Below are 20902 nucleotides of genomic sequence, written 5' to 3'. Positions count from 1 at the left end.
TGACTTCTTTTTTGTGTTCACTTATTAACACCTTCCTATGTGATTAAATCGATTAAGTCATTTTAATTCTTGGGTCAATCAAATGGTAAATCATATCAATCATAAAATTGACCAGGATAACGATTGTGGCAATGTAGAGTACCATGCCTTGAATTAAAGGGTAATCTCTATTCGAAATGGCCATGATGAGCAATCGCCCAATACCAGGTATGGTAAAAACCTGCTCAATGATTAAACTGCCTCCAAGTACATCGGCAATGATCATACCCATAACTGTTATGACGGGTATTAATGCATTCCGCAATACGTGATAATAGATGACCCTATTTTTTTGTAAGCCTTTCCCATATGCTGTTCTCACATAGTCAGCACTCATCTGCTCAACAATGGCATTTCTTAAATACCTGATAATCGTAGCGATTTTAGGTATGGCTATAGCGATTGCAGGAAAGACCATATACGTTATACCTTCTACAAAGTTATCACCGATACTTATGTATTTACCTGGTATAAACAGCTTCAACGTAAGCCCAAAAAGAAAGGTAATCATGATACCCAGCCAAAAAGAAGGAAGGGCCATGCCTAATTGTGTGATCATGGATGTGATCACACCAATTATTTTGTTGTTATACTTTGCTACAAAAATACTTAAAGGAATGCTGATAATTATCGTAATCAGTAACGCCAGCATGGCTAAAATGGCCGTTACTTTCATTCTTTCATTAATCAATGCTGCAACCGGTTCGTCAAATCTTATGGATTCTCCTAAATCACCATTTATGGCAGAAAGTATCCAATTTTTGTACCGTATATGTGCGGGTTGGTTAAGGCCTAATTCTTTAATCAATACTTCAACCTGCTTTTCATCCGCTTCTATGCCAAGTTTGGCAGTGACTGGATCACCAGGAATAATTTCAAAAATACCAAATGTAATGATGGACACAATCAACAGTGTGACCAGAACCGATCCTATTTTTCTAAGGGTATATCCCATACTATATCATCCTATCTTTTCACAAGGGGCTGTTTTATGAAACAGCCCCATCATCTATTAGTTTACTCAAAGTACATAGAAGATAAATCTTGCACATATAGGGGATATAATGCATACCCTTTTAAGTTACTTTTTAATGCTACGATGAAATTGGGGTCCATGATATACACAGCAGGTACTTCATCTGCTAGTATGACTTGCGCTTGCTTATATAATGCAGCTCGTTTTTCTTCACTTGTTTCTTTAATGGCATCTGCAATCAACTTATCATAAGCTTCATTGGAATAGTTCATGTAATTTCGACCATACTCCGATTCATAACGGACAAGAATGTTATGGGGGTCAAGTTTACCCGTTAAGCCAATAATGGTCATCTCATAATCGCGACCTTTGTATACATCTTCAAGCCAAACACTCCACTCAACAGACTTGATACTTGCTTGAATACCTACAGCTTTTAATTGTTCTGCTATCACTTCTGCTGTTTTTACATGGAATTCATAATTGGATGGTACCGTTATACTTGTCTCAAAGCCATTGTCATAACCTGCTTCTTTTAACAATTGCTTCGCTTTTTCAATGTCCACATTGTATTTATCTTCTAGACCTGTTTCATGATAAAAGGCCATAGCTGGTGACATGTTAGAGCCTAATTTTGTACCTTTACCATCTGAAACACCATCAATGATCATGTCCACGTCCACTGCATAATTAATGGCTTGTCTCACTTTAACGTTATCTAATGGTTTAACAGCATTGTTAAAGGACATGAGCTGCACCATATTCTGCATACCTTCAATGTAATAAAATTCATCCGTTAGCATATCGATATTTTCTGTACCTACTCTAGGATACATATCTACTTCTCCAGCAAGTAAACTCATCAATGCTGTGTTGTTATCTGCAAATATTCTAAATTCAACATCTTTAATCGCTACAGGTTTACCCCAGTAACCATCAAATCTTTTAAGGGCTACCTTTTGTGATGGTACATACTCGGTAAATGCATAAGGACCTGTACCAATGGGTTGTTTATTGTGTTGTTCTTCGTCAAGTCCTGCTGGAATAACCGCTTTGGTTAGATTAACAATAAAACCTGAATTGGGCTCCGTTAAGGTAAATTCAATGGTCTTATCATCTATAACTGCCATGTCAACATTTTCAAAGGCTGTGGATACGATATCGTCTCTTATATCACCTTTTATTCTTTTATAGGAGTATTCAACATCTTCAATGGTTACCAAGTCACCATTATGGAATGTAATGCCATCTCTTAATACAAACGTGTACTTTAAACCATCTTCAGAAATGGTATAGTCCCCTGCAACAGCAGGTAATAATTTGCCTGTATGGTCTGGTTTTAATAAGCCTTCAAACACATTAAACATCATTTCATAAGTTCCAGAAGCCGCTGCCAAATGTGGGTCTAAGTAATCAGGGTCTTGAGGTACCGCTACAACAATATCATCTTGAACCACAACTTCCTCTGGTTCTTTTTCATCATCTTTCTGACCTTGATCTGTTTGCTCTTGTTCTGTTTGATTGTCTTCCCCTTGATTGACTGTTGATGTGTCATCATCAACAGCCTTGTTTGAACCGCAGCCTGTGAATGCAATCGCCATAACACATGTTAATATAATAATCATGATTTTATTTTTCATAATGTCCTCCACTTTTCTGTTATAATGTTAGGTTATTAGGTTCTTAATCTATATAAAGTCAATAATTCTCATTATCGACGCATGACCATTTGAGTGGATACCACCACATCTGGATGAGCTAAATCAATGGCTGGATGACCTAAGTCAAGCATACCATCTAATATGTCTTGATTATCCCCATAAGGGGGCAGGTGGGTGATTAATACACGCTTAGGGTTAGATTCAAGGATTAATTTTTTTACATCTACAATAGCCATATGACCTGTGATACCCTTCTTTGGCTTGTATAAACTGCATTCACAAACTAAGAGATCACATCCATGGCTAAAGTCAATTAGGCTTTGTGTCACTTCGGAATCCGATGTATACACAATTGTTTCCTTACCTTTAATAAGCTTTACTGCAAGGCCATAGATACTATGTTGTGTTTCCATAAATGCAATGGTGATGTCTTTGATGTGAATGATGGAACTCCCGTCAAGCTTTTTACTCTGTATATAATCCTTATAGGTTAATTGAGGATAATAAATAGGGTCATCAGGTCCATAGATGGTGAGTTTCTTATCCATGATACCAAGTTGGCTTTTTATCAGCACAGCATGTTGCAAGCAATAAACATCCGAAAAATGATCGGGATGATAATGGGTGATAATTAATGCATCCAGCTCCTCTATATCAATATACTCTTGCAGCTTAGATAGGCTTCCTGCTCCTAAATCAACAACGATATTCACACCTTCTTCTTGAATGAGATAACAGGAAGTTGCTTCTCCAGCTAGAGGGTAGGCACTTCTGCTACCAATTACTGTAAACGTCATGGTTCCACCTCTATTTCCAATTAAATTTAAGATCAAATAGTTCAAAAATAGCTTCAATGCCATTCATATTGTCTTTGATATCGTCTGTTGATTGGTAGGCGATTTGTTTAATTAATAAATTCATGATGGCTAATGGTGCCACATAAGAATCCAGAAACCCATCGGATCGACTTATGGCAAGGAATGCCTCATCGGCTAATTCATAAAAAGGTGATAATTCAGAATCCGTCATACTAATGATCTTCACATTTTTTTGCTTAGCTATTTCACAGATACGTATAGAGTTCTTACAATATCTTGGAAATCCCAGGCATATTAAAATGTCTTTCTCTGTCATGTAAGCACCATATTCTGCTAACTCCCCTTGAGGAATTAAGGTTGCATTACCCAATAAATAATTTAAAATATATGTAAATGGACTTGTAATGGTAAGACCTGCTCGCCAGCCAGCTAAGTAAATTCTTTTTGCAGATAGAATCATGGTTGTAGCACTTACGAATTGCTCTTCTTTGTTAAGTGCCATGGTCTCATGTATACTGTTTATTTCTTTCATAAAATGCTTTTCGTACCAAGAAGGCTCTTCTTCCTTATGCTCCACAAATTGATTGAAACGATTAATGATTCTTTTTTCATAGACATAGTCCCGCATATCTTTACACATAGACACATATTTATCATAGCCTAAACTTTTAGATAAGCGATGTAAGGTGGGTTCACTGGAACCACATCTTGAAGCAATCTCTTTTGCAGACAAAAAGGCAACGTCGTTAATATGATATTCAATAAAATGAGCCACCTTTTTTTGTGCCGGGCTTAATGAAGCAAAATTTTCCGTAATTTTATCCATAATCATAGGTATGCTTTCACCACCTCACCAATGTTGGCGTAAGCTTCACAGCTTAACTCTTCAATACCTGTACGTCCAAATCGATTAATTAATTTTCCTTCTATCCCTACTCGCTGGCAGCCTACGATGTCATCATAATAATTGTCCCCTACATAGATACATTCTGATTGATGAAGCCCTGTCTTCTCAAGGGCCATAGCAAAAATCTCTTTGTTTGGCTTGGTTATATTGACCTCGCTGGATATAATCACCTCATCAAAAAGCTCTAGCAGCTTCAATTCTTCTAGAATACGCCTAGCTGATGTATCCCAATTGGATAAAAGGCCTATACCGATGTGATGATCTTTTAGCGTGTTCAATACATCCAATGTAAAATCGTATCGCTGCCAAACAGGCGCTACTTTTTCTTCTTGATAAACGTGTACCATATCTTTATAACTGATGGGTTGTTGTGTATCTAAAAAGTGATTCAACTTCAATAAGTATTCATCCATGTACCCATGAGCACTTCCATTGAAAAAACCTAACTTTTCTCTCATAAAATACTTGTCTGTCAGATGAAAGGCTTGTTCAATTTCATTTTTGTTCTTATGTATACCGAGGCGATTCAATAATCGCTTATAGGGTTCTTCTCGTTCTAAATATATCAGGGTATATCCTAAATCAAACCATACAAATTTCATGCTATTTTCCCTTCCTATAGATGCCAAACTATATTTTTGTTTTTTTGTAGTTTATCCTTCACAACCATTCTAGTACAGTTATGTTAACTTTAGTTAATTAGGATGTAAAAATCATATATAAATCTTGTAAAACATAAAGCTACTCTTTTCCTAAATCCAGCTATGCATGATTATTGATTGATAACAGCAAAAAAAGGATACTGCCTCTGCAATATCCTTGCTATTCAACAACTGCTTTATCTGGTTTTCTTTATATAATCCTTCTTCTCTTTTATGTTGCCTCATGATGCTGTCTATAGACACTGGGAGAATAACCTGTTGCTTTCTTAAAGGCATGTGCAAAATAATGTTGATTGGTATACCCTACACGTTCAGCGATCTCATTAATCCGCATGTCACTTTCCTTAATCAATGCTATAGCCCTCTCCATCCGCAATTGGATCAGGTATTCCTTAAAACTAATTCCCAGTTCTTTTTTGATTAACCGGCTTAAATGGCTAGGTGATACGGCCAATTCATCAGCTATTTGATTCAAGTCCATGGTATTATTGGCATAATCACTTTCAAGTCGATGTATAACATAGCGTATATTCTCAGATAAGTCTGCATTTACTTTTGTGTCAAGCTTCTTGTATAGCTCATAACAATTGGATAAGTCGGTTTTCACCAGGTGTTTAACGACACGTACTTTTTGCCCCAAATATTTAAAGACTGCTTCTTCAATGGATAGGTCGATATCTTGCCAAACATGTTGGTCCTCGATGGCCGTTAAAACAAACAATTGATCCTCAAAGTCTTTTGAGACAATGGTTATTGGACCAAGATTTTCAAGTAATTCCGTTATGAGATTCTTATATGCAAAGTACAATAATTGCTCAGACCATTTCATAGCAGGTGAGAGATGCTTAACATGCTTAATGAGTAACAAGCCTGGATTTTCTCCAAAGTCAAGCTCTACTTGGCGGCATTCACTACGTATAGTATCTGTATGGTCAAAACCTCTTGTCACTAATTTATGGACAAATTTATGCTGTAGTTCAGACAGATGATTCTGCATTTGCATGTTCAGGAAGTTAATTCTTTCTTTTTCTTTTTGACCCGATAGTAATCGCTCTTTTGCACCGAGAATAATGGATAACAGCTTGGTCTCATCAATGGGCTTCACCACGTAATCATAGACACCTAATTGAATGGCTTGATGTGCATATTCAAATTCACTATAGCCTGATATAATAATATACAGCATATCTTTGTTGATGCTGTTTAACTTCTTAATCAGTTCAAGTCCACTTATTTTTGGCATACAAATATCAAGCAAAAAGATGTCTATTTCTTGATGTAACGCTAACGTGTATGCTTCTTGACCATTCTTACAGGTTCCTACACATTCTAGACCATGTTTTTCCCAATCAAATGCCTCTCTTATGCCTTCTCGCATCATCTGCTCATCATCTGCAATAGCAATTTTTATCATGGGGCACCTCCCTTAGTAACTTTTTGGAACGCGGACGGTTACTTTTGTTCCACGACCCCATTCACTCTTAATCTGTACACCATAATCCACACCATGCACCAGTTGTATTCTTTGATGCACATTCTTCATGCCATAACCAACATACGTTTTGTCCGTATAGTGAGAAAAATCTTTCACAACCTTGGCTAAACGTTCCTCCTTCATACCTTGTCCATCATCTTCTATGGTTAAATAGAGGTATTCCCCTTCCAGATACCCACTTATAACAATCGTACCTTTCTCTCCTGATTCTTTGATGCCGTGATACAAGGCGTTCTCCACAAAAGGCTGTAAAATAAGCTTTAGTACTTTATAGCTTTTTAATGAATCGTCCACCCTTATTTGATAATCCAATATATCTTTGTACCGTATTTTTTGTATTTTAAGGTAAGAAGCCACATGGGTTAATTCATCTTCTAATGGAATCATTTCTTTACCTTTGGATAGCCCTACCCGAAAGAATGTGGCTAAAGCATTGACTGTTTCTGCAATATCATCTGCTTCATATTTTTTTGTCATCCACCGAATGGTTTCCAAGGTGTTATAGAGAAAATGTGGTTTAATATTGGATTGTAACATACCTATTTCAGCAATTTTTTTAGCTTGTTGCTCTTTTTTCACTTGGCTGATTAATTTCTTGATTTCACGAATCATTTTATTAAATCCCGTACCAAGTTCATGTACTTCGTTATTAACAGTCTCTTCATATTGTACATCTAGATTACCATTTTCCACCTTTTTCATTAACTTTTGTAAGGTCTTAATTGGTCGAACAATCAAATTGGAGAAGATGGCTATAATAGCTACCAGAACAATGATGGTCACAAGGAATAGTTTGATGAGGTTGTTGCGTAGAAGGTTGATTTTTGATAACACTTGATTAATAGGTTTTACCACATGGAGGGTCCAGCTTGTTCCTTTAATAGGCGTACTATTGGTTAAATAGCCTGTCTGATTAACCTTACTTAAGGCATTGCTTGCAACAGGTGTGTAGACAACTTGATGCTGTTCATTCATGACATAGAAATAACCACCTCCACCCAAATCCACATTCCGAACAGCTTCTTCAAAAAGGATGGAACTCATCATGACATCAATGATCCCTGATTCTTCCTCACCAACATGGACACGACTCATGAAGTGTATCGTATCAATAAATTCCGATTTATCGGATATAATTGGACTGTGACCAGGCATATAATTTGAAAGCATTGTAAGACCATTGTTGCGAAGTACTTCCTGATAGATGGGTGACGATAGAAATGCATGATCCAAGTAACTGCTATCATCGCTGGAACCATATATAACGTTACCTTGCCATAGGTTGATGGATAAAACATAATCCACTTGATGACGATAACCATTTAATAATAATGGCATGTTAGCTTCTTCCAGAACATCACCATGTAGAAAATCATGTATTTGCTTATCTTTACGTAAAAACCCAATCATATACATACCTTTTTTTATGGAAGCAGCCATATTATCTTGAATCTGAGCTTGACTTCTTGCTAAAGATTGTTCTTCCACTTCAATGATACTATCGGAGTAAACATTAATAATATAGATGCTTATAATCATGACTGGTATAAGCGTTAAAAAAATTAAAGTCATCAGGAGTTGATTACGAATCTTATGCTTTGCCATACGGCCTCACCATCACCTTGTCATTATTTTCAACTTAACAGAACCTTTCTATAAGCCAAAAAAGAGCATCGTCTGCTCGTACTTAGTTCCTTTATACCATGAATTGCTTCATATGTGAAGGGAAATGCTTTCATATTATGCTATTGGTCATGAAAGCATGTAACATATAAGGGGCTAAATAGAACATCCCCCTTATATGAACCTGCATGATTTATCTTATTCCTTTTAAACAATACCCATCTCTTACTTGTAATTGGGTACGTCTTTTTTTAGTACGGGTAAGTAAGGAATATATACATTCTTATCCACTGTTTCTCCCATGGCTACACTGAGAGCTACTTCCACAGATTTGGCTCCTTGTCCTTTGGCATCTTGAAAAACAGTTCCATTCATCTTATCTTCTTCAAGAGCATTAAGGGCTTCTGGTATAGCATCAATACCATATACTTGAATCTCACCAAGTAGACCTTTTGCTTCTATTGCCATTAAAGCGCCAAGTGCCATGGCATCATTTTGTGCCACTACCGCGTCAATCTCTTTTCCAGATGACAACCAGTTTTCCATGATGGTCATACCTTCTTCTCTTGACCAATTACCTGTTTGTTCTGCTACAATTTTAATGTCTGGATAATTCTTTAGCACATTGTTTAAACCTTCATACCGTCCAATCTGAGCATCATGTCCCATTTGCCCAAACATGACCACAATGTTCCCTTTACCTCCTAAGCCATCTGCTGCAAGCTGCATTTCAATTTCACCTGATTCAATGGAATTGGAACCCACATAACTGGTAGCCAGGTCTTGATTGGAGACAATGGAGATAAGGGTAATAATGGGTATACCAGCTTCTGAAGCTGCTGCTACAGCTGGCGCACAACCATCCATGGAAATAGGATTAAGCACAATGGCATCTACTTTCTGAGCAATAAAGTTTTCAACTTGACTGATCTGCTTCTCTGCACTCATCTGACCATCTGCAATGAGAATATTAACACCTAATTCTTTTGCTTTCGCATCCACGGCTTCTTTTAAGAAGACAATGTATTCATCGGATAAACCTTGAAAACTATAACCTATGGTAATATCCTTTGCTGTTTTTCCTCCACTTGGTTCTTCTGTTTGCTTTGCTGTTTCTTTTTCATTTCCTTCCTTTTTTTCACCTTGACTACATCCCACAAAAACATTTAAAACAAGAACCATCATTACTAACCATGCTAATACTTTTTTCATTTACCTTCCTCCTATTTTTTAATCGTCTTAGCCTTAAGAAAAACCCAGACGTTATGCTTTAACTTTTTTTGTATTCACATCAAAGAAAACAGCAAAAACAATAATCAATCCTTTTATAACCTGCTGGACATAGGGTGATATATTGAGTAAATCAAGTCCATTGCTAACCATTGCAAGCATCAGAGCACCCATGACGGCACCGTATACTTTACCTATGCCTCCGGTACTGCTTACACCCCCAATAACTGCTGCAGCTATGGCGTCCAGTTCAAGTCCCTGACCCATAACGGGTGTACCGGATTGAATTCTTCCAGCTAGTAATAAGCCTGCAAATCCTGATAGGGTACCACCAATGACATAGACAATGAGCTTAATTTTCACAACATGGATACCTGATACATAGGCTGAATCTTCATTCCCACCTACTGCATAGATATGTCTGCCTAATTTTGACTTATTTAACAGCATATAGGCTATGACTAAGACAATCAACATCACAAGAATAAGATTGGGTATACCATATAATTTACCACTTCCAAGACGTATATATTCTTGTGATAACCCAAAAACAGGTCTGGCTTTGGTGACAATGAGCGCCATACCTCTGGCAATTGTCATCATCCCTAAGGTTGCTATAAAGGGTGATACATGACCTTTTGCTATAACGATACCATTTAATAAACCACACAATGCACCAACAGAAAGTGCAATGAACAATGCAATAATAAAGGGATATTCTCCTGGCAGCCCAAACATGGCGGAACTGACACCTGCTAATGCTGCTACGGATCCAGAAGATAAATCCAGCCCACCAGAAATCAAGATGAAGGTGGTACCTATTGCAATAACTGACGTAATGGACGCCTGCTTAAGAATGTTGATGAGATTGGTTACGGATAAAAAAACGGGATTTGAAAAAATCAATACGATAAAAATCAGTAAAAAAGCAATATAAATTCCGAATGTTGATAAACACTTCTTCAGCGTTAAACATTGCTTTTTTTTAGGCATTGTTTCACCTTTGATACCTTCCATAAAAAGTGCCTCCTATATGATTAACTTTGTTGATGATTTGTTGCGTATGCCATAATTCTTTCTTGTGAAAAAGCTTCTCGCTCTAGGATTCCTGTCACTTTACCTTCATGCATGATTACCACTCGGTCACATAACCCAATAATCTCGGGTAATTCTGAAGAAACCACGATAATGCTTTTTCCTCGCTTAGCAAGTTCCAGTATAATGGCATATATCTCATATTTTGCACCCACATCAATGCCCCTTGTTGGCTCATCCATGATGAGGATATCCGGTTCTGTCATCAGCCACCTGCCAACAATGACTTTTTGTTGGTTACCTCCTGATAAATGGGATACTTTTTGATGCCTTGAAGGGGTTTTAATATTCAGGCTGTTAATCTGCTGGTCTGCATATTTTGCTTCCTTTGCATGATCTAAGAAACACCTAAGTTGACATAATTGATCGAGACTTGTGATGGTCATGTCTTTCATAATGGACGTTTTTAGATTTAAACCTGTTTTTTTTCTATCCTCTGTGACCATGGCAAAACCATGCTTAATGGCTTCTGAAGGTGACCTGAATTGAAGCCGATTGCCTGCCATTTCTAGAACCCCTCCAGTTGCCTGATGTATGCCAAAAATGGTTTCAACAACTTCACTTCTTCCTGCGCCCATAAGACCTGCGAACCCTAATATTTCTCCTTTTTTTAATTGGAAATTAACGTCTTCAAACACACCATCCAAGGACAAGTTCTTCACCTCTAGGATGGTCTCACCCACTTGGTTATCTTTTTCTGGAAACATCTGGTCAAGCTTCCTTCCAACCATCAATGCAATAAGTTCTTCTTTTGGTAAATCTTCTGCTATCTTTGTAGCAATATATTGACCGTCTCGAAAGATGGTGATACGGTCTGCTATCTGATAGATTTCCTTCATTTTATGAGAAATATAAATGATGGCAACCTGTTGCTTTTTTAGACGTTGAATAATGTGAAAGAGATTCTCCACTTCTCGTTCCGATATGGCGGAAGTCGGCTCATCCATGATAATAATGTTTGAACGGTAAGAAATGGCCTTTGCTATCTCGATCATTTGCATTTGTGCAATGGATAGATCCCGCATTTTGGTGTTGGGGTCAATCTCTACATCAATGGATTTTAATAAACTGCTGGCTGTTTCATTCATCACTTTACGGTTCACAAATCCCATGCTACCCGGTTCTTTTCCAAGGGAGATATTTTCTGCCACGGTCATATCAAGAATGGTATTAAGCTCTTGATGAATCATGGAGATACCCATATCAAGGGCTGTTTTGGGCGAGTCAAGAGATATAACTTCACCATTATAAATCACTTCACCATGGTCTTGCTGGAAGATGCCTGCTAATATTTTCATTAAGGTGGATTTGCCTGCGCCATTTTCACCCATTAACACATGCACCTCACCGGGTATTAAATCAAATGAAACCTGATCAAGAGCAAGAACACCTGGAAAACGTTTTGTAATCTGCTTCATTTCTAATATGGTATCCCTCATAGGCATGCCTCTTTCGTTGGATGACTGTCGTATACCCTGGCAATCTCTTCTCTCACAATCTCAACCCATCGTGTGATGTTTCTCTTATTGTTACCTAAGGTATGGTTGTCTTTCATGATCAATTCAACCACACAGCCTTTCGTATCTTCTATGATTTTTCTTAACTCTTCTCGTACTACCGCTTCATTGAGAACAGGCCTGGAAAGAGGTGTGGGTGAGGGTTTAGCGGATATAATATAATCTCTACCCAGTTCTTTTGCCATGATGGCTTTATCTGCCCAAGGGGATGCGGAGACACGGCGTAATCTTGGAATGGTCTTCACATAATCCCATCTGACATGAATGGGTTCACAGCACCCGTAACAATTTAATCCAAATCGACTTAGAATCTTTTTTTGATAGGGTAGTATAAAGGTATTAAACATCTCTGGGCTAACGCCCACTGTTTCTTGACTCTCACAAAAGCCCCACATATCCTGGGTACGTACTTTTCCAATAATATCCCCTTGCTTAGGTAATTGACTGGTAAAGCCAAACCCTCCTGAACCCACATAGGTGCCTTCCGTATTTGTATGCAACAAGTTGTGTTCTTCTAAAAAATCTAAGCGTTTTAAGTAACCTTCTGTGAGGAAATCCATCATCTTATGTACCCATTCAGGATAGAGTATCAAATCCATCATGAATTGGTCTAACCCTCTCAGATTAATGAAATCCCATGTCATACCCAACGTCCACCACCAGATGGTTTTCCTTCTCACTTCTAGAATACCACCAAATACGTCTTCTGCCAGACGATACATGACGTCTGAGGTCTCATAATCCACCACGATTTCTGGAAACTCTAATTGCTCAAAATCCCTTTCATAATCTTTGACTGGAGGAATCACATGGTAAGCACCACCGTCTTTTCCACCTTCTTTTTTTAACGGTAAGCCCCATCCTGTATCCGTATAGCAATAAGGTACGTCAAAATAATGCTCCACAACTTTATCATCTTTTATTTCTTTTGCCCAATAGATCTGCTTACGTAAAAACATTTCCCATACCCTTGCAAGTTGGTCCACACATCTTAATTCAGAAGCATGAATAATTTCATTCCAGCCATTTTCTGGATCAGCAAACACAACAGGTTCTTGACTTATAAGATTGTTAAGGGCCTGCCACTTCATTATCTTTTGCTTATTGATATCACTAGAAGCTATCTCAGCCACTTCTTTAGCCAATTTCCTTAAAATAGCTATTTCTTCTGGTGTGAACTTAAAATGTGTGTGGATGTCTTCTATAAGTGGAAATCCTGCTGCCGTTTGCATGGTTGCAGGTTCTTCATTGGATTTAACATTCACAGACTATCCCCCCTATCGGTTTCTTTTATGCAGCCTTGTTATTCCTTCATGATAATCCTATTATATAAGATGATGACTTGACTGTATTTGTAATTAGATGATTAAAATGTATAATATTCTGCTAAAAATCACAAATATGTACAAAAAAAAAGCTGTCTCATAAAAGCCAAATAAAGAAACCTCTATCCTGCTACTTTTATGAGACAGCCTTTTTCTATTGATTGGACACCTGTTATGGATGGCACAAACCGCTAAACGGTTTGTATAATGGCATCATTATAGGTTTGTGTGATGGTCTTACCAAGGGGGAACCACAAGAAATTCATTGTCATCCCATTCCCCGTTTAACAACTTCATGAGCAAAATCGTACTTCCACTGACTTCATCATATTGCCAATGTTTTTCATCTGCTTCTTGTTTCACTTGTTCTTTGTAGTGTTTGAAATCCCCTATGTTTGTATCAATGTACGTGTATTGACTATAGTTCTTAAGCCAGTTGCCCATTGTATCCATAAGAAATTTTGCATTGTCCTCACCGTATTGTTCTACATATTCTAAATAGGTTTTATTAATGCCAAGTTGACCTGTGACACTTTGATCTGTATCATTTGGGTTTGTATCTCTTTCTATCCATCCTGTGGATTTATAGTAAGCACTAGCATGTTGGGCATGATAGGCTTTATACCTCTCCTTAGAACCCATTAACAAGGTAATGCAATCATGAGCTCTTGGAACTACCATGGGTAGAGAAGCCTTTAAACCAATAATGCCATTATTGCATAGTCCATATCCCAATAAGATTGCGTCGTATTTGTCTACATCTACCTCATTCAGTGCATTTTGCAATCTGTTTGACATATTATCTGAACCGATATCATGGAGTCCCTTTGATAAAAAAGTAATATCGACAATATGCTTGCATTGGGCTGCACAATGATAGATTTCTCTGGATAATATTTCACAAGCGATTAATTTATACCGTTTGGGTGCTATCATATCACTATTCCTTTCACATGCATACGCCACTAATAAGGTTTACATGTCAGTTGATACTTTTGTAGGATGGTTGCTTTTGAGTATCCCGTAAAAGAAATTGTTAAATACTATATTCATCCTTTTCATAGGATCTGGATAGATTTCAATAACTCTTTGATCTAAGTACATCTCTTGCACACTACCCAGAAGGTACATAAAGAATTCAAAGGTTACTTCTTCATCAATATCTCCTTGTGTGATGGCATTGTTATACATGGTCAATGCCTGTTCCCTAGATTCTTTTTGCATCTTGATAATCATGTCATTAAGCTCGGGTATGGTCCCTTCATATAAATCTTTTAAAAATCGGTTTCCATATTTTTCCATAAATTGCATTTTTACAACAGTAATATGCTTTAGTAGTGCCTCAAAAGAAACGCCGTCTTGGATAAGCTTAACGAAATCCTTAGAACTCTCTTCAAAGATACCTTTAACAATATGAAGGACGAGTTCAATTTTATTCGAAAAATATTTATAATAGGTGCCTTTACTCACACCTGACTCTTTGCATATTTCTTCAACCGTTACTTTTTTAATACCGTATTCGATAAACAGGTTCGTGGCACACAGCACCACATCGTCTTTTTTAGTTCTTTTCATATCGTTTTCCAAAGAAGGCAAAATAACCGATAGCCAGTCCTACAATTATCCAAATGATGGACATAAATGCAGGAACTTGAGCTGGATTATTATTTGCCTGTAGTCCAAGTTCTGGTACGACTATAAGTACCACACCTTTTAGGGTATACATCAATCCTAATAACGTCACCGCTATTTGAAGGGGCTTTTTCCATTGAAAGTGATTCACAAGAATTGTCATACCAATAAAGAAGTGTGTCATACCGGATAGATTAATTAAAACCGGGTCTGTACCTGTGTGAGAAATCATTTTTGTGTAATAAGCACCTGATACGAGAAAACCAAGACCTGTAATCAGTAAATAAACAGACACAATCTTGGCGATACGATATGTTTTGCTCATTGAATGTTCCATCATAAAACCTCCTTTGTCATGCGAACAAAGCGACTACACCCCATCTTGGGAAGCAAGTTGTTTCGTTAAAAAAGTATTCTTCAACATATGAAAAGCCTTCTATTTCATATGCTAAATCATGGTCTTTCTACAACATAAAAAAGTGAACGATTATAATAAAATTATACCATAATCGTTCAATAAAATCAATAGAAGGCTTATATAATATTCAAGTAATAGGCATCACTTCAAAAGTTAATACGTGTGAGAATACGGATACTTTTGTCATCCAATTTTTTATGACAGATAATACGTGTTTGAAGGGGTTTACAGGGTGTGTGATAATCATCGTCATCCGCAACATCTTCAACAGCTGTAACGGCTATACCTTCAAATGTGATATTGGATAAGTTGCCATCTTCAAACACAACAACATCATTCACCATGTGGGAATCGGTCAATTGACACTTATCAAAAACACCCAGCTCTATATGGATGGATACATATCGATGAGGGTTGTCAACATGCAACTGGTCAATTCTTTCAATATAATTGTTTGTAAAGGTATATGTAATCGTATCTTGAATCCCAAGGTGTTTGGTGGGAACGTGACCATCTATCACACATAATTCATCTTGCATATAAGTGAGTACAACGCCACAACTTGTTTCTTTAACTTCCACATGTTTGCTGTATACGATGGGAGCTATACGCTTACCATCTGCCATCTGTATCATAGGTACCATATACATACCACGGGCATTGGCTGGTCCCATCATCAAGTCAATACTTGATGGAATCGGTAAATAAGCCACATGATCATACCAGTTTCTGCTGCCATTGATAACAGGTAACATCACTACTCTACCAACCATGCGTTTAATAAAAAGGCATCGGTCATATTCATTTTGTTGAAATGGAATCATATGATATGGAGGTAAGGCTGCACATTTTTTTTGGTAGACATGCTCCTCACAAGGCTTTACTTTATGCCATCCCAATGCCTTCAGGCATTTATTTGCTCTAATCATTTTCAAGGACATATCTAAGTTCACTTCAAGTATTCTATGCTTGCCCCTATAACCGTCTGTGCGTCTGCCATCATCCCATAGATTGAACATACCTCTCTTGGGATTGAACCAGAATTCTGACATGCGCTTGCCTGCTTCCATGATGATTCCATGTAGAAATGCCAAATCATCATGTAAACCGTACTGCATGGCAAGGGGCATAATCTCTAGAATGGCTCCTGTTGCATTTGCCCCTACACTTCTTCCATAGGTAAAACCTACCCCTTGATTACCAGCCAATAGCATATGTGTTGCCATGGATTGCTTTAACATCTGTTTCAATTTGTCTGGTAAGGGGCTTCTTGTCAATCCATGGAGTTCACACAACTCACTGGCTATGGTAAATGAATACTTATCATATCGCCCTTCATCGTCACTTTCATCCATAAAGATAGAGCCGTCCGGTCCAGTATGTACATGCTCAAATAACCGATCCAGTAACACACTACTGGTTTTTTGGGTATCCCATTCAAAAAACTCTCTTAGTAACGCTATGCGATAGGCAACACCATAATAGTTATTTGCCCTAGGTCGTTTGAACCTCATGGTTTTTTCATCAATAAATACGTTCCAATGAAGATTCTTCTTCAACACCACTTCCAAATCTTCATCCACAATCTGCTGATAAACACCCATTGATTTTAGTTCATATATACTTAACAGAAATTCCAATATGCCAAAGGTGTTCATGAACTTTCCTGAATTCTTTTGAATCATTGTCTGGGTCATCGCTAACCATTCTTTATATTCTTGGGTATTCTTTGGCAAAGATTCCATAACCTGAACGAATCCACTTATAACCGTGCCATGAAGAAAATCCTGACCTTCTGGGAAACAGGTGATACCATCAAGTGTCATGGTATCACCTTCCCAATAGATTCTCCTGCATAATTCTTTCACATGTGGCAATATCTTTGTATCTACAATATCATGGAATGACTTCATCTAATCCTTATCCTTTCAATGTATTGAATCATATGGTATCCATAAGGATGCTTGTCATAAAATGTACCTTATCCTTACATAACCCATTAACAGTTGATCATAATGATAACACATGCTAGCCTATCCAACCATAGACATTATTTTTATAGCTATGCGAATCTTAGATGCCCTAAAAACATAGCCATTCCAGACCATATACAATAATTATTGTAAAACTTAAAACCTAACTTTCTTTTTTAAGCCAACCTTCTTTCACAATATAACCCCCTAAGTCACCACCTTCTGGTCCCATCTCAATCACCCAATCTGCTTGTTGAATCAGTAGAGGATGGTGCTCAATGACCATGACAGTAGCGCCATTATTGGTTAGTTCTTTTAGGATATAGATGACTTTTTTTACATCTTCATCGTGAAGGCCGGTTGTAGGCTCATCAAGAATATAGAGAACACCCTTTGTTTTACCTAGACACAACTCTTTGGCAAGTTTAATACGTTGTGCCTCTCCTCCTGAAAGGGTTGTTGCGCTCTGGCCCAGTTTAATATAGGATAACCCTACTTTATCCAACATATCAAGTATGGCAAAAATCTTCTCTTCATCTTTGAATAGCGCTTTTACCTCACCAATTTCAAGGTCCAATACATCGGCAATATGATGTTCTTTATAAGCCACTTCAAGAACTTTCTTTTGATATCGCCTACCGTTACATGCTCCACATGGGATATAGATATCTGGCATAAAATGCATGGGAACGGCTATTTGTCCAGCCCCTTTACATTCAGGGCACTGCCCCTTCTTACTATTGAAGCTAAAATGTTCCTTTGTTAATTTCATCTTTTTTGCTTGATGTAATGTTGCGTAGAATTCTCTTATCAAATCAAAAACACCTGTATAGGTTCCAGGATTGGATCTTGGTGTTTTACCGATTGCTTTTTGCGTCACATGGTAAATCTCTTGAATATGCTCCGTCCCCATGATTGCTTTATAATGCCCCATGGTATCCGTTCTCTTACCAAGTGCCTTGCAAATGGCTGGATAGAACGTTTTAGATACCAAACTACTTTTACCGGACCCACTAACACCCATGACACAGATAAGTTTTGATAGAGGCACCTTCACATCTATATTTTTTAGATTATGGGTTGATGCACCTTGTAATGTGAGTGCTTTATCCATGTGAATGCTATCACCTTTTAATGAAAACCCATAGACGTGTTTATAATCTTCTTCATGCTGTTTATGTGTATCTATTTTTATGTCTTGATTACTTAACTTCCGTTGATGCTGGCTTACTTCCTCCGCTCGTATTAATGCCCCTCCATATTTTCCTGCTCTTGGACCTATTTCCACCATATAATCTGCCATGTTGATAAAAGCCTTTTTATGTTCCACCATGATAACGGTATTGTGCATCTTTTTTAAGTCTTTTATGGTTTCTATGAGAAAACCATAATCTTTCGGGTGAAGGCCTTTAGAGGGTTCATCCATAATGTAGAGAATGTTTGTTAGCCCTGAGCCAAACTGTGTCGCAATCTTTAACCGTTGAGCTTCTCCACCTGAAAGGGATGGCACACTTCGATTCAAGCTTAAATAACCCAGTCCCACTTGATCGATTTTCTTAAGTCGACTTAAAATCTTCATAAAAATAGCTTTTGATTTATCTCTATCTTCTGGATTCAAAGCATTGTATGTCCTATGACACCATGCCCTTAGATGTGTAATGGACATTGATGCTGCTTCTGGATACCTTGTCCTATTTATTTTGACCAGACGCCCTTCTTCTTTTAGTCGCTCTCCATGGCAACGACTGCATTTCTTTTTTACAATGAAACGTTCAAGATGGGCTATGGACTTTTCTGATTTGTTATCCTTCAGTAGACGGTATATGGTATTCACCACACCCTCAACGGGTCTTGTAATGGTACCTTTTCTGCCATTGGAATTTTTGAAATTTAGGCTCACTTCTCTACCATGTGTGCCATAAAGCAGTTGTTCTTTAAAGCTATCCGAAAGCTCCTTAAAAGGCACTTCCAAATCTTCTTTCATGTCATCAGCTAGAGCAAGTGCTTCACCTTTCATCCAATTTGCATTGGGCTTTTCTCTGTGCTTTCTTAGATTTCCCCAATAGATAGAAGCCCCATCTAAAATGGATTTTTCTGGGTGACTGATAATAAGATTAATATCCACTTGCAATTCTTCTCCTAGCCCCTTGCAGACGGGACACATATAATCTGGGTGGTTATAGCTGAACAGCGCTGGTGTCAATGAAAAAAAGATGGTACCACATTGACTGCAAACAGAATGATCGGATACAGGAACATGACAATGAGGACATAATCTTTCACCAATGGTTGCAAATAATAATTTTAGATAGTCAGCCGTTCGAGACACCGTTCCAACAGTTGATCTTGGATTCATCCCTAGATTTCTTTGCTCAATAGCAATAGATGGCTGTAATCCTGTTATTTTTTCTACCTTAGAATCATTCAGGTCATCCCCTATAGGTGAACCACCTGAAACCAAATCAATGAATTGCTTTTGGCTCTCATGATAAATGGTATCAAAAGCTAAACTGGATTTACCACTACCGCTAACACCAGTGATGACTGTAATCTTCTCTTTGGGAATGCTGACTGAAATATCCTTTAGATTGTGAATGGATGCATGCTCAATGACAATTTCGTGAGCATTGAGCTTAAGGTCTTCCGTACTGCTTTCACCCTCAAGCTCTTCCATGAAGACTGTTTCTTCATCTTTGCCCATGTCTGCCTCAATAGGCATGATGTCAATCTGGCCCTTTGCTTCTTCAAACACTTTATAATCCGTCCAGTGTTCTACCCACTTGGGTACACGGGTGTCATCAAAAATGGGAACTTCATCATAAGGCATCATTTGTAAAATCATCGTATGTTCAAATCCATCAAATCCACTGACTCTCAGAAAATGATTGTGCTTATCCACAGCTTCAACCTTTACCACTGTTGACGCAAGAGGATTGGGTCTTACTGGAGAACGTGTAGCAAAAATACCGCACCTTGGAGCATGTTCATAAGGCGGTTTACACATACGATTTTTACGGTATTCTGCCTTATCAAATCGATCAAACCACCAAATTAATCTTAGATAATCGCCTTCTTGTACCTTTTCTAATGTAGATTCTATTTCAAGGCTTGTCAGGGATTCTGATTCAGAAAACTGGATGATTCCTTTGTTGTTAACATAGAGATACTCACCAATGGGATTGCCGTGAAACAAAAGGGCTGGATCTTTGAGCTGTTTAACTGGCTTTTCCAAACGTTCTTCACAGGGAAAATAAGGTTTTATATCCATTATTTCACCTTCTAGACCTTCATCAATGACCATTTGACCTTTTTTTTCGTCAACCTCTCTTATTTTTGTGCCATAACAAAAAAGCTTATCCTTCGTTTGGGTAAAAATAAGGCAATGACTAAAATGATCTAAATTAATCAAGGCTTTTTCAAAACCCTCTTGTAAACGAATTATCGTACCTTTTTCTTCTCCATCTTCTGGGTGTATCCTGTGATAATCACCAATGGGTTGACATGTTATTTTCTTCACTTCATGATTCCTCC

16 protein-coding genes are annotated in these 20902 nt (G+C 37.7%); all 16 read right to left on the bottom strand.

Annotated elements, in window-relative coordinates; translation table 11 throughout:
- Positions 1-52: 52 nt before the first annotated feature.
- Entirely contained in the window at positions 53-994 is a 942-nt protein-coding gene (locus tag HZI73_RS07740; RefSeq protein ID WP_212697676.1) for an ABC transporter permease, read from the bottom strand.
- Between the two features lie 62 nt (positions 995-1056).
- Positions 1057-2655, bottom strand: a complete 1599-nt coding sequence (locus HZI73_RS07735) for an ABC transporter substrate-binding protein (protein ID WP_212697675.1) — start codon at positions 2653-2655, stop codon at positions 1057-1059.
- A 71-nt stretch (positions 2656-2726) separates the two neighbouring features.
- Positions 2727-3473 carry an MBL fold metallo-hydrolase gene (locus HZI73_RS07730; protein ID WP_212697674.1) on the bottom strand — a complete coding sequence of 249 codons (747 nt, stop codon included), beginning with the start codon at positions 3471-3473 and terminating at the stop codon, positions 2727-2729.
- 10 nt (positions 3474-3483) lie between these two features.
- Entirely contained in the window at positions 3484-4320 is an 837-nt protein-coding gene (locus HZI73_RS07725) for a MurR/RpiR family transcriptional regulator (protein ID WP_212697673.1), read from the bottom strand.
- A gap of 2 nt (positions 4321-4322) precedes the next feature.
- Positions 4323-5003, bottom strand: a complete 681-nt coding sequence (locus HZI73_RS07720) for an HAD family hydrolase (RefSeq protein WP_212697672.1) — start codon at positions 5001-5003, stop codon at positions 4323-4325.
- 271 nt (positions 5004-5274) lie between these two features.
- The gene (locus tag HZI73_RS07715; protein ID WP_212697671.1) at positions 5275-6477 is read right to left on the bottom strand and encodes a response regulator transcription factor; all 1203 of its coding nucleotides are present in this window, start codon (positions 6475-6477) and stop codon (positions 5275-5277) included.
- A 12-nt stretch (positions 6478-6489) separates the two neighbouring features.
- Positions 6490-8163, bottom strand: a complete 1674-nt coding sequence (locus HZI73_RS07710) for a sensor histidine kinase (protein WP_212697670.1) — start codon at positions 8161-8163, stop codon at positions 6490-6492.
- A 243-nt stretch (positions 8164-8406) separates the two neighbouring features.
- Complete coding sequence (locus HZI73_RS07705; RefSeq protein ID WP_212697669.1) at positions 8407-9393, bottom strand: sugar ABC transporter substrate-binding protein; 987 nt, start codon at positions 9391-9393, stop codon at positions 8407-8409.
- Between the two features lie 51 nt (positions 9394-9444).
- Positions 9445-10428: an ABC transporter permease gene (locus HZI73_RS07700; protein ID WP_246552396.1), complete on the bottom strand. Its 984-nt coding sequence runs from the start codon at positions 10426-10428 to the stop codon at positions 9445-9447.
- Between the two features lie 20 nt (positions 10429-10448).
- Entirely contained in the window at positions 10449-11945 is a 1497-nt protein-coding gene (locus tag HZI73_RS07695; RefSeq protein WP_212697668.1) for a sugar ABC transporter ATP-binding protein, read from the bottom strand.
- Entirely contained in the window at positions 11942-13288 is a 1347-nt protein-coding gene (locus HZI73_RS07690) for a uroporphyrinogen decarboxylase/cobalamine-independent methonine synthase family protein (RefSeq protein ID WP_246552394.1), read from the bottom strand. The genes HZI73_RS07695 and HZI73_RS07690 overlap by 4 nt, the downstream gene beginning before the upstream one ends.
- 297 nt (positions 13289-13585) lie before the next feature.
- Positions 13586-14284, bottom strand: a complete 699-nt coding sequence (locus tag HZI73_RS07685) for a DUF1638 domain-containing protein (RefSeq protein ID WP_212697667.1) — start codon at positions 14282-14284, stop codon at positions 13586-13588.
- A gap of 39 nt (positions 14285-14323) precedes the next feature.
- Positions 14324-14923: a TetR/AcrR family transcriptional regulator gene (locus HZI73_RS07680; RefSeq protein ID WP_212697666.1), complete on the bottom strand. Its 600-nt coding sequence runs from the start codon at positions 14921-14923 to the stop codon at positions 14324-14326.
- Positions 14910-15320: a hypothetical protein gene (locus HZI73_RS07675; RefSeq protein WP_212697665.1), complete on the bottom strand. Its 411-nt coding sequence runs from the start codon at positions 15318-15320 to the stop codon at positions 14910-14912. The genes HZI73_RS07680 and HZI73_RS07675 overlap by 14 nt, the downstream gene beginning before the upstream one ends.
- Before the next feature lie 224 nt (positions 15321-15544).
- Positions 15545-17311, bottom strand: a complete 1767-nt coding sequence (locus tag HZI73_RS07670) for a hypothetical protein (RefSeq protein ID WP_212697664.1) — start codon at positions 17309-17311, stop codon at positions 15545-15547.
- 223 nt (positions 17312-17534) lie between these two features.
- Positions 17535-20888 carry a TrmO family methyltransferase domain-containing protein gene (locus HZI73_RS07665; RefSeq protein ID WP_212697663.1) on the bottom strand — a complete coding sequence of 1118 codons (3354 nt, stop codon included), beginning with the start codon at positions 20886-20888 and terminating at the stop codon, positions 17535-17537.
- Between the last annotated feature and the right edge of the window lie 14 nt (positions 20889-20902).

The sequence above is a fragment of the Vallitalea pronyensis genome, assembly GCF_018141445.1.
Taxonomy (GTDB): Bacteria; Bacillota; Clostridia; order Lachnospirales; family Vallitaleaceae; genus Vallitalea; species Vallitalea pronyensis.
This window is presented reverse-complemented; position numbering and strand designations above follow the sequence as displayed.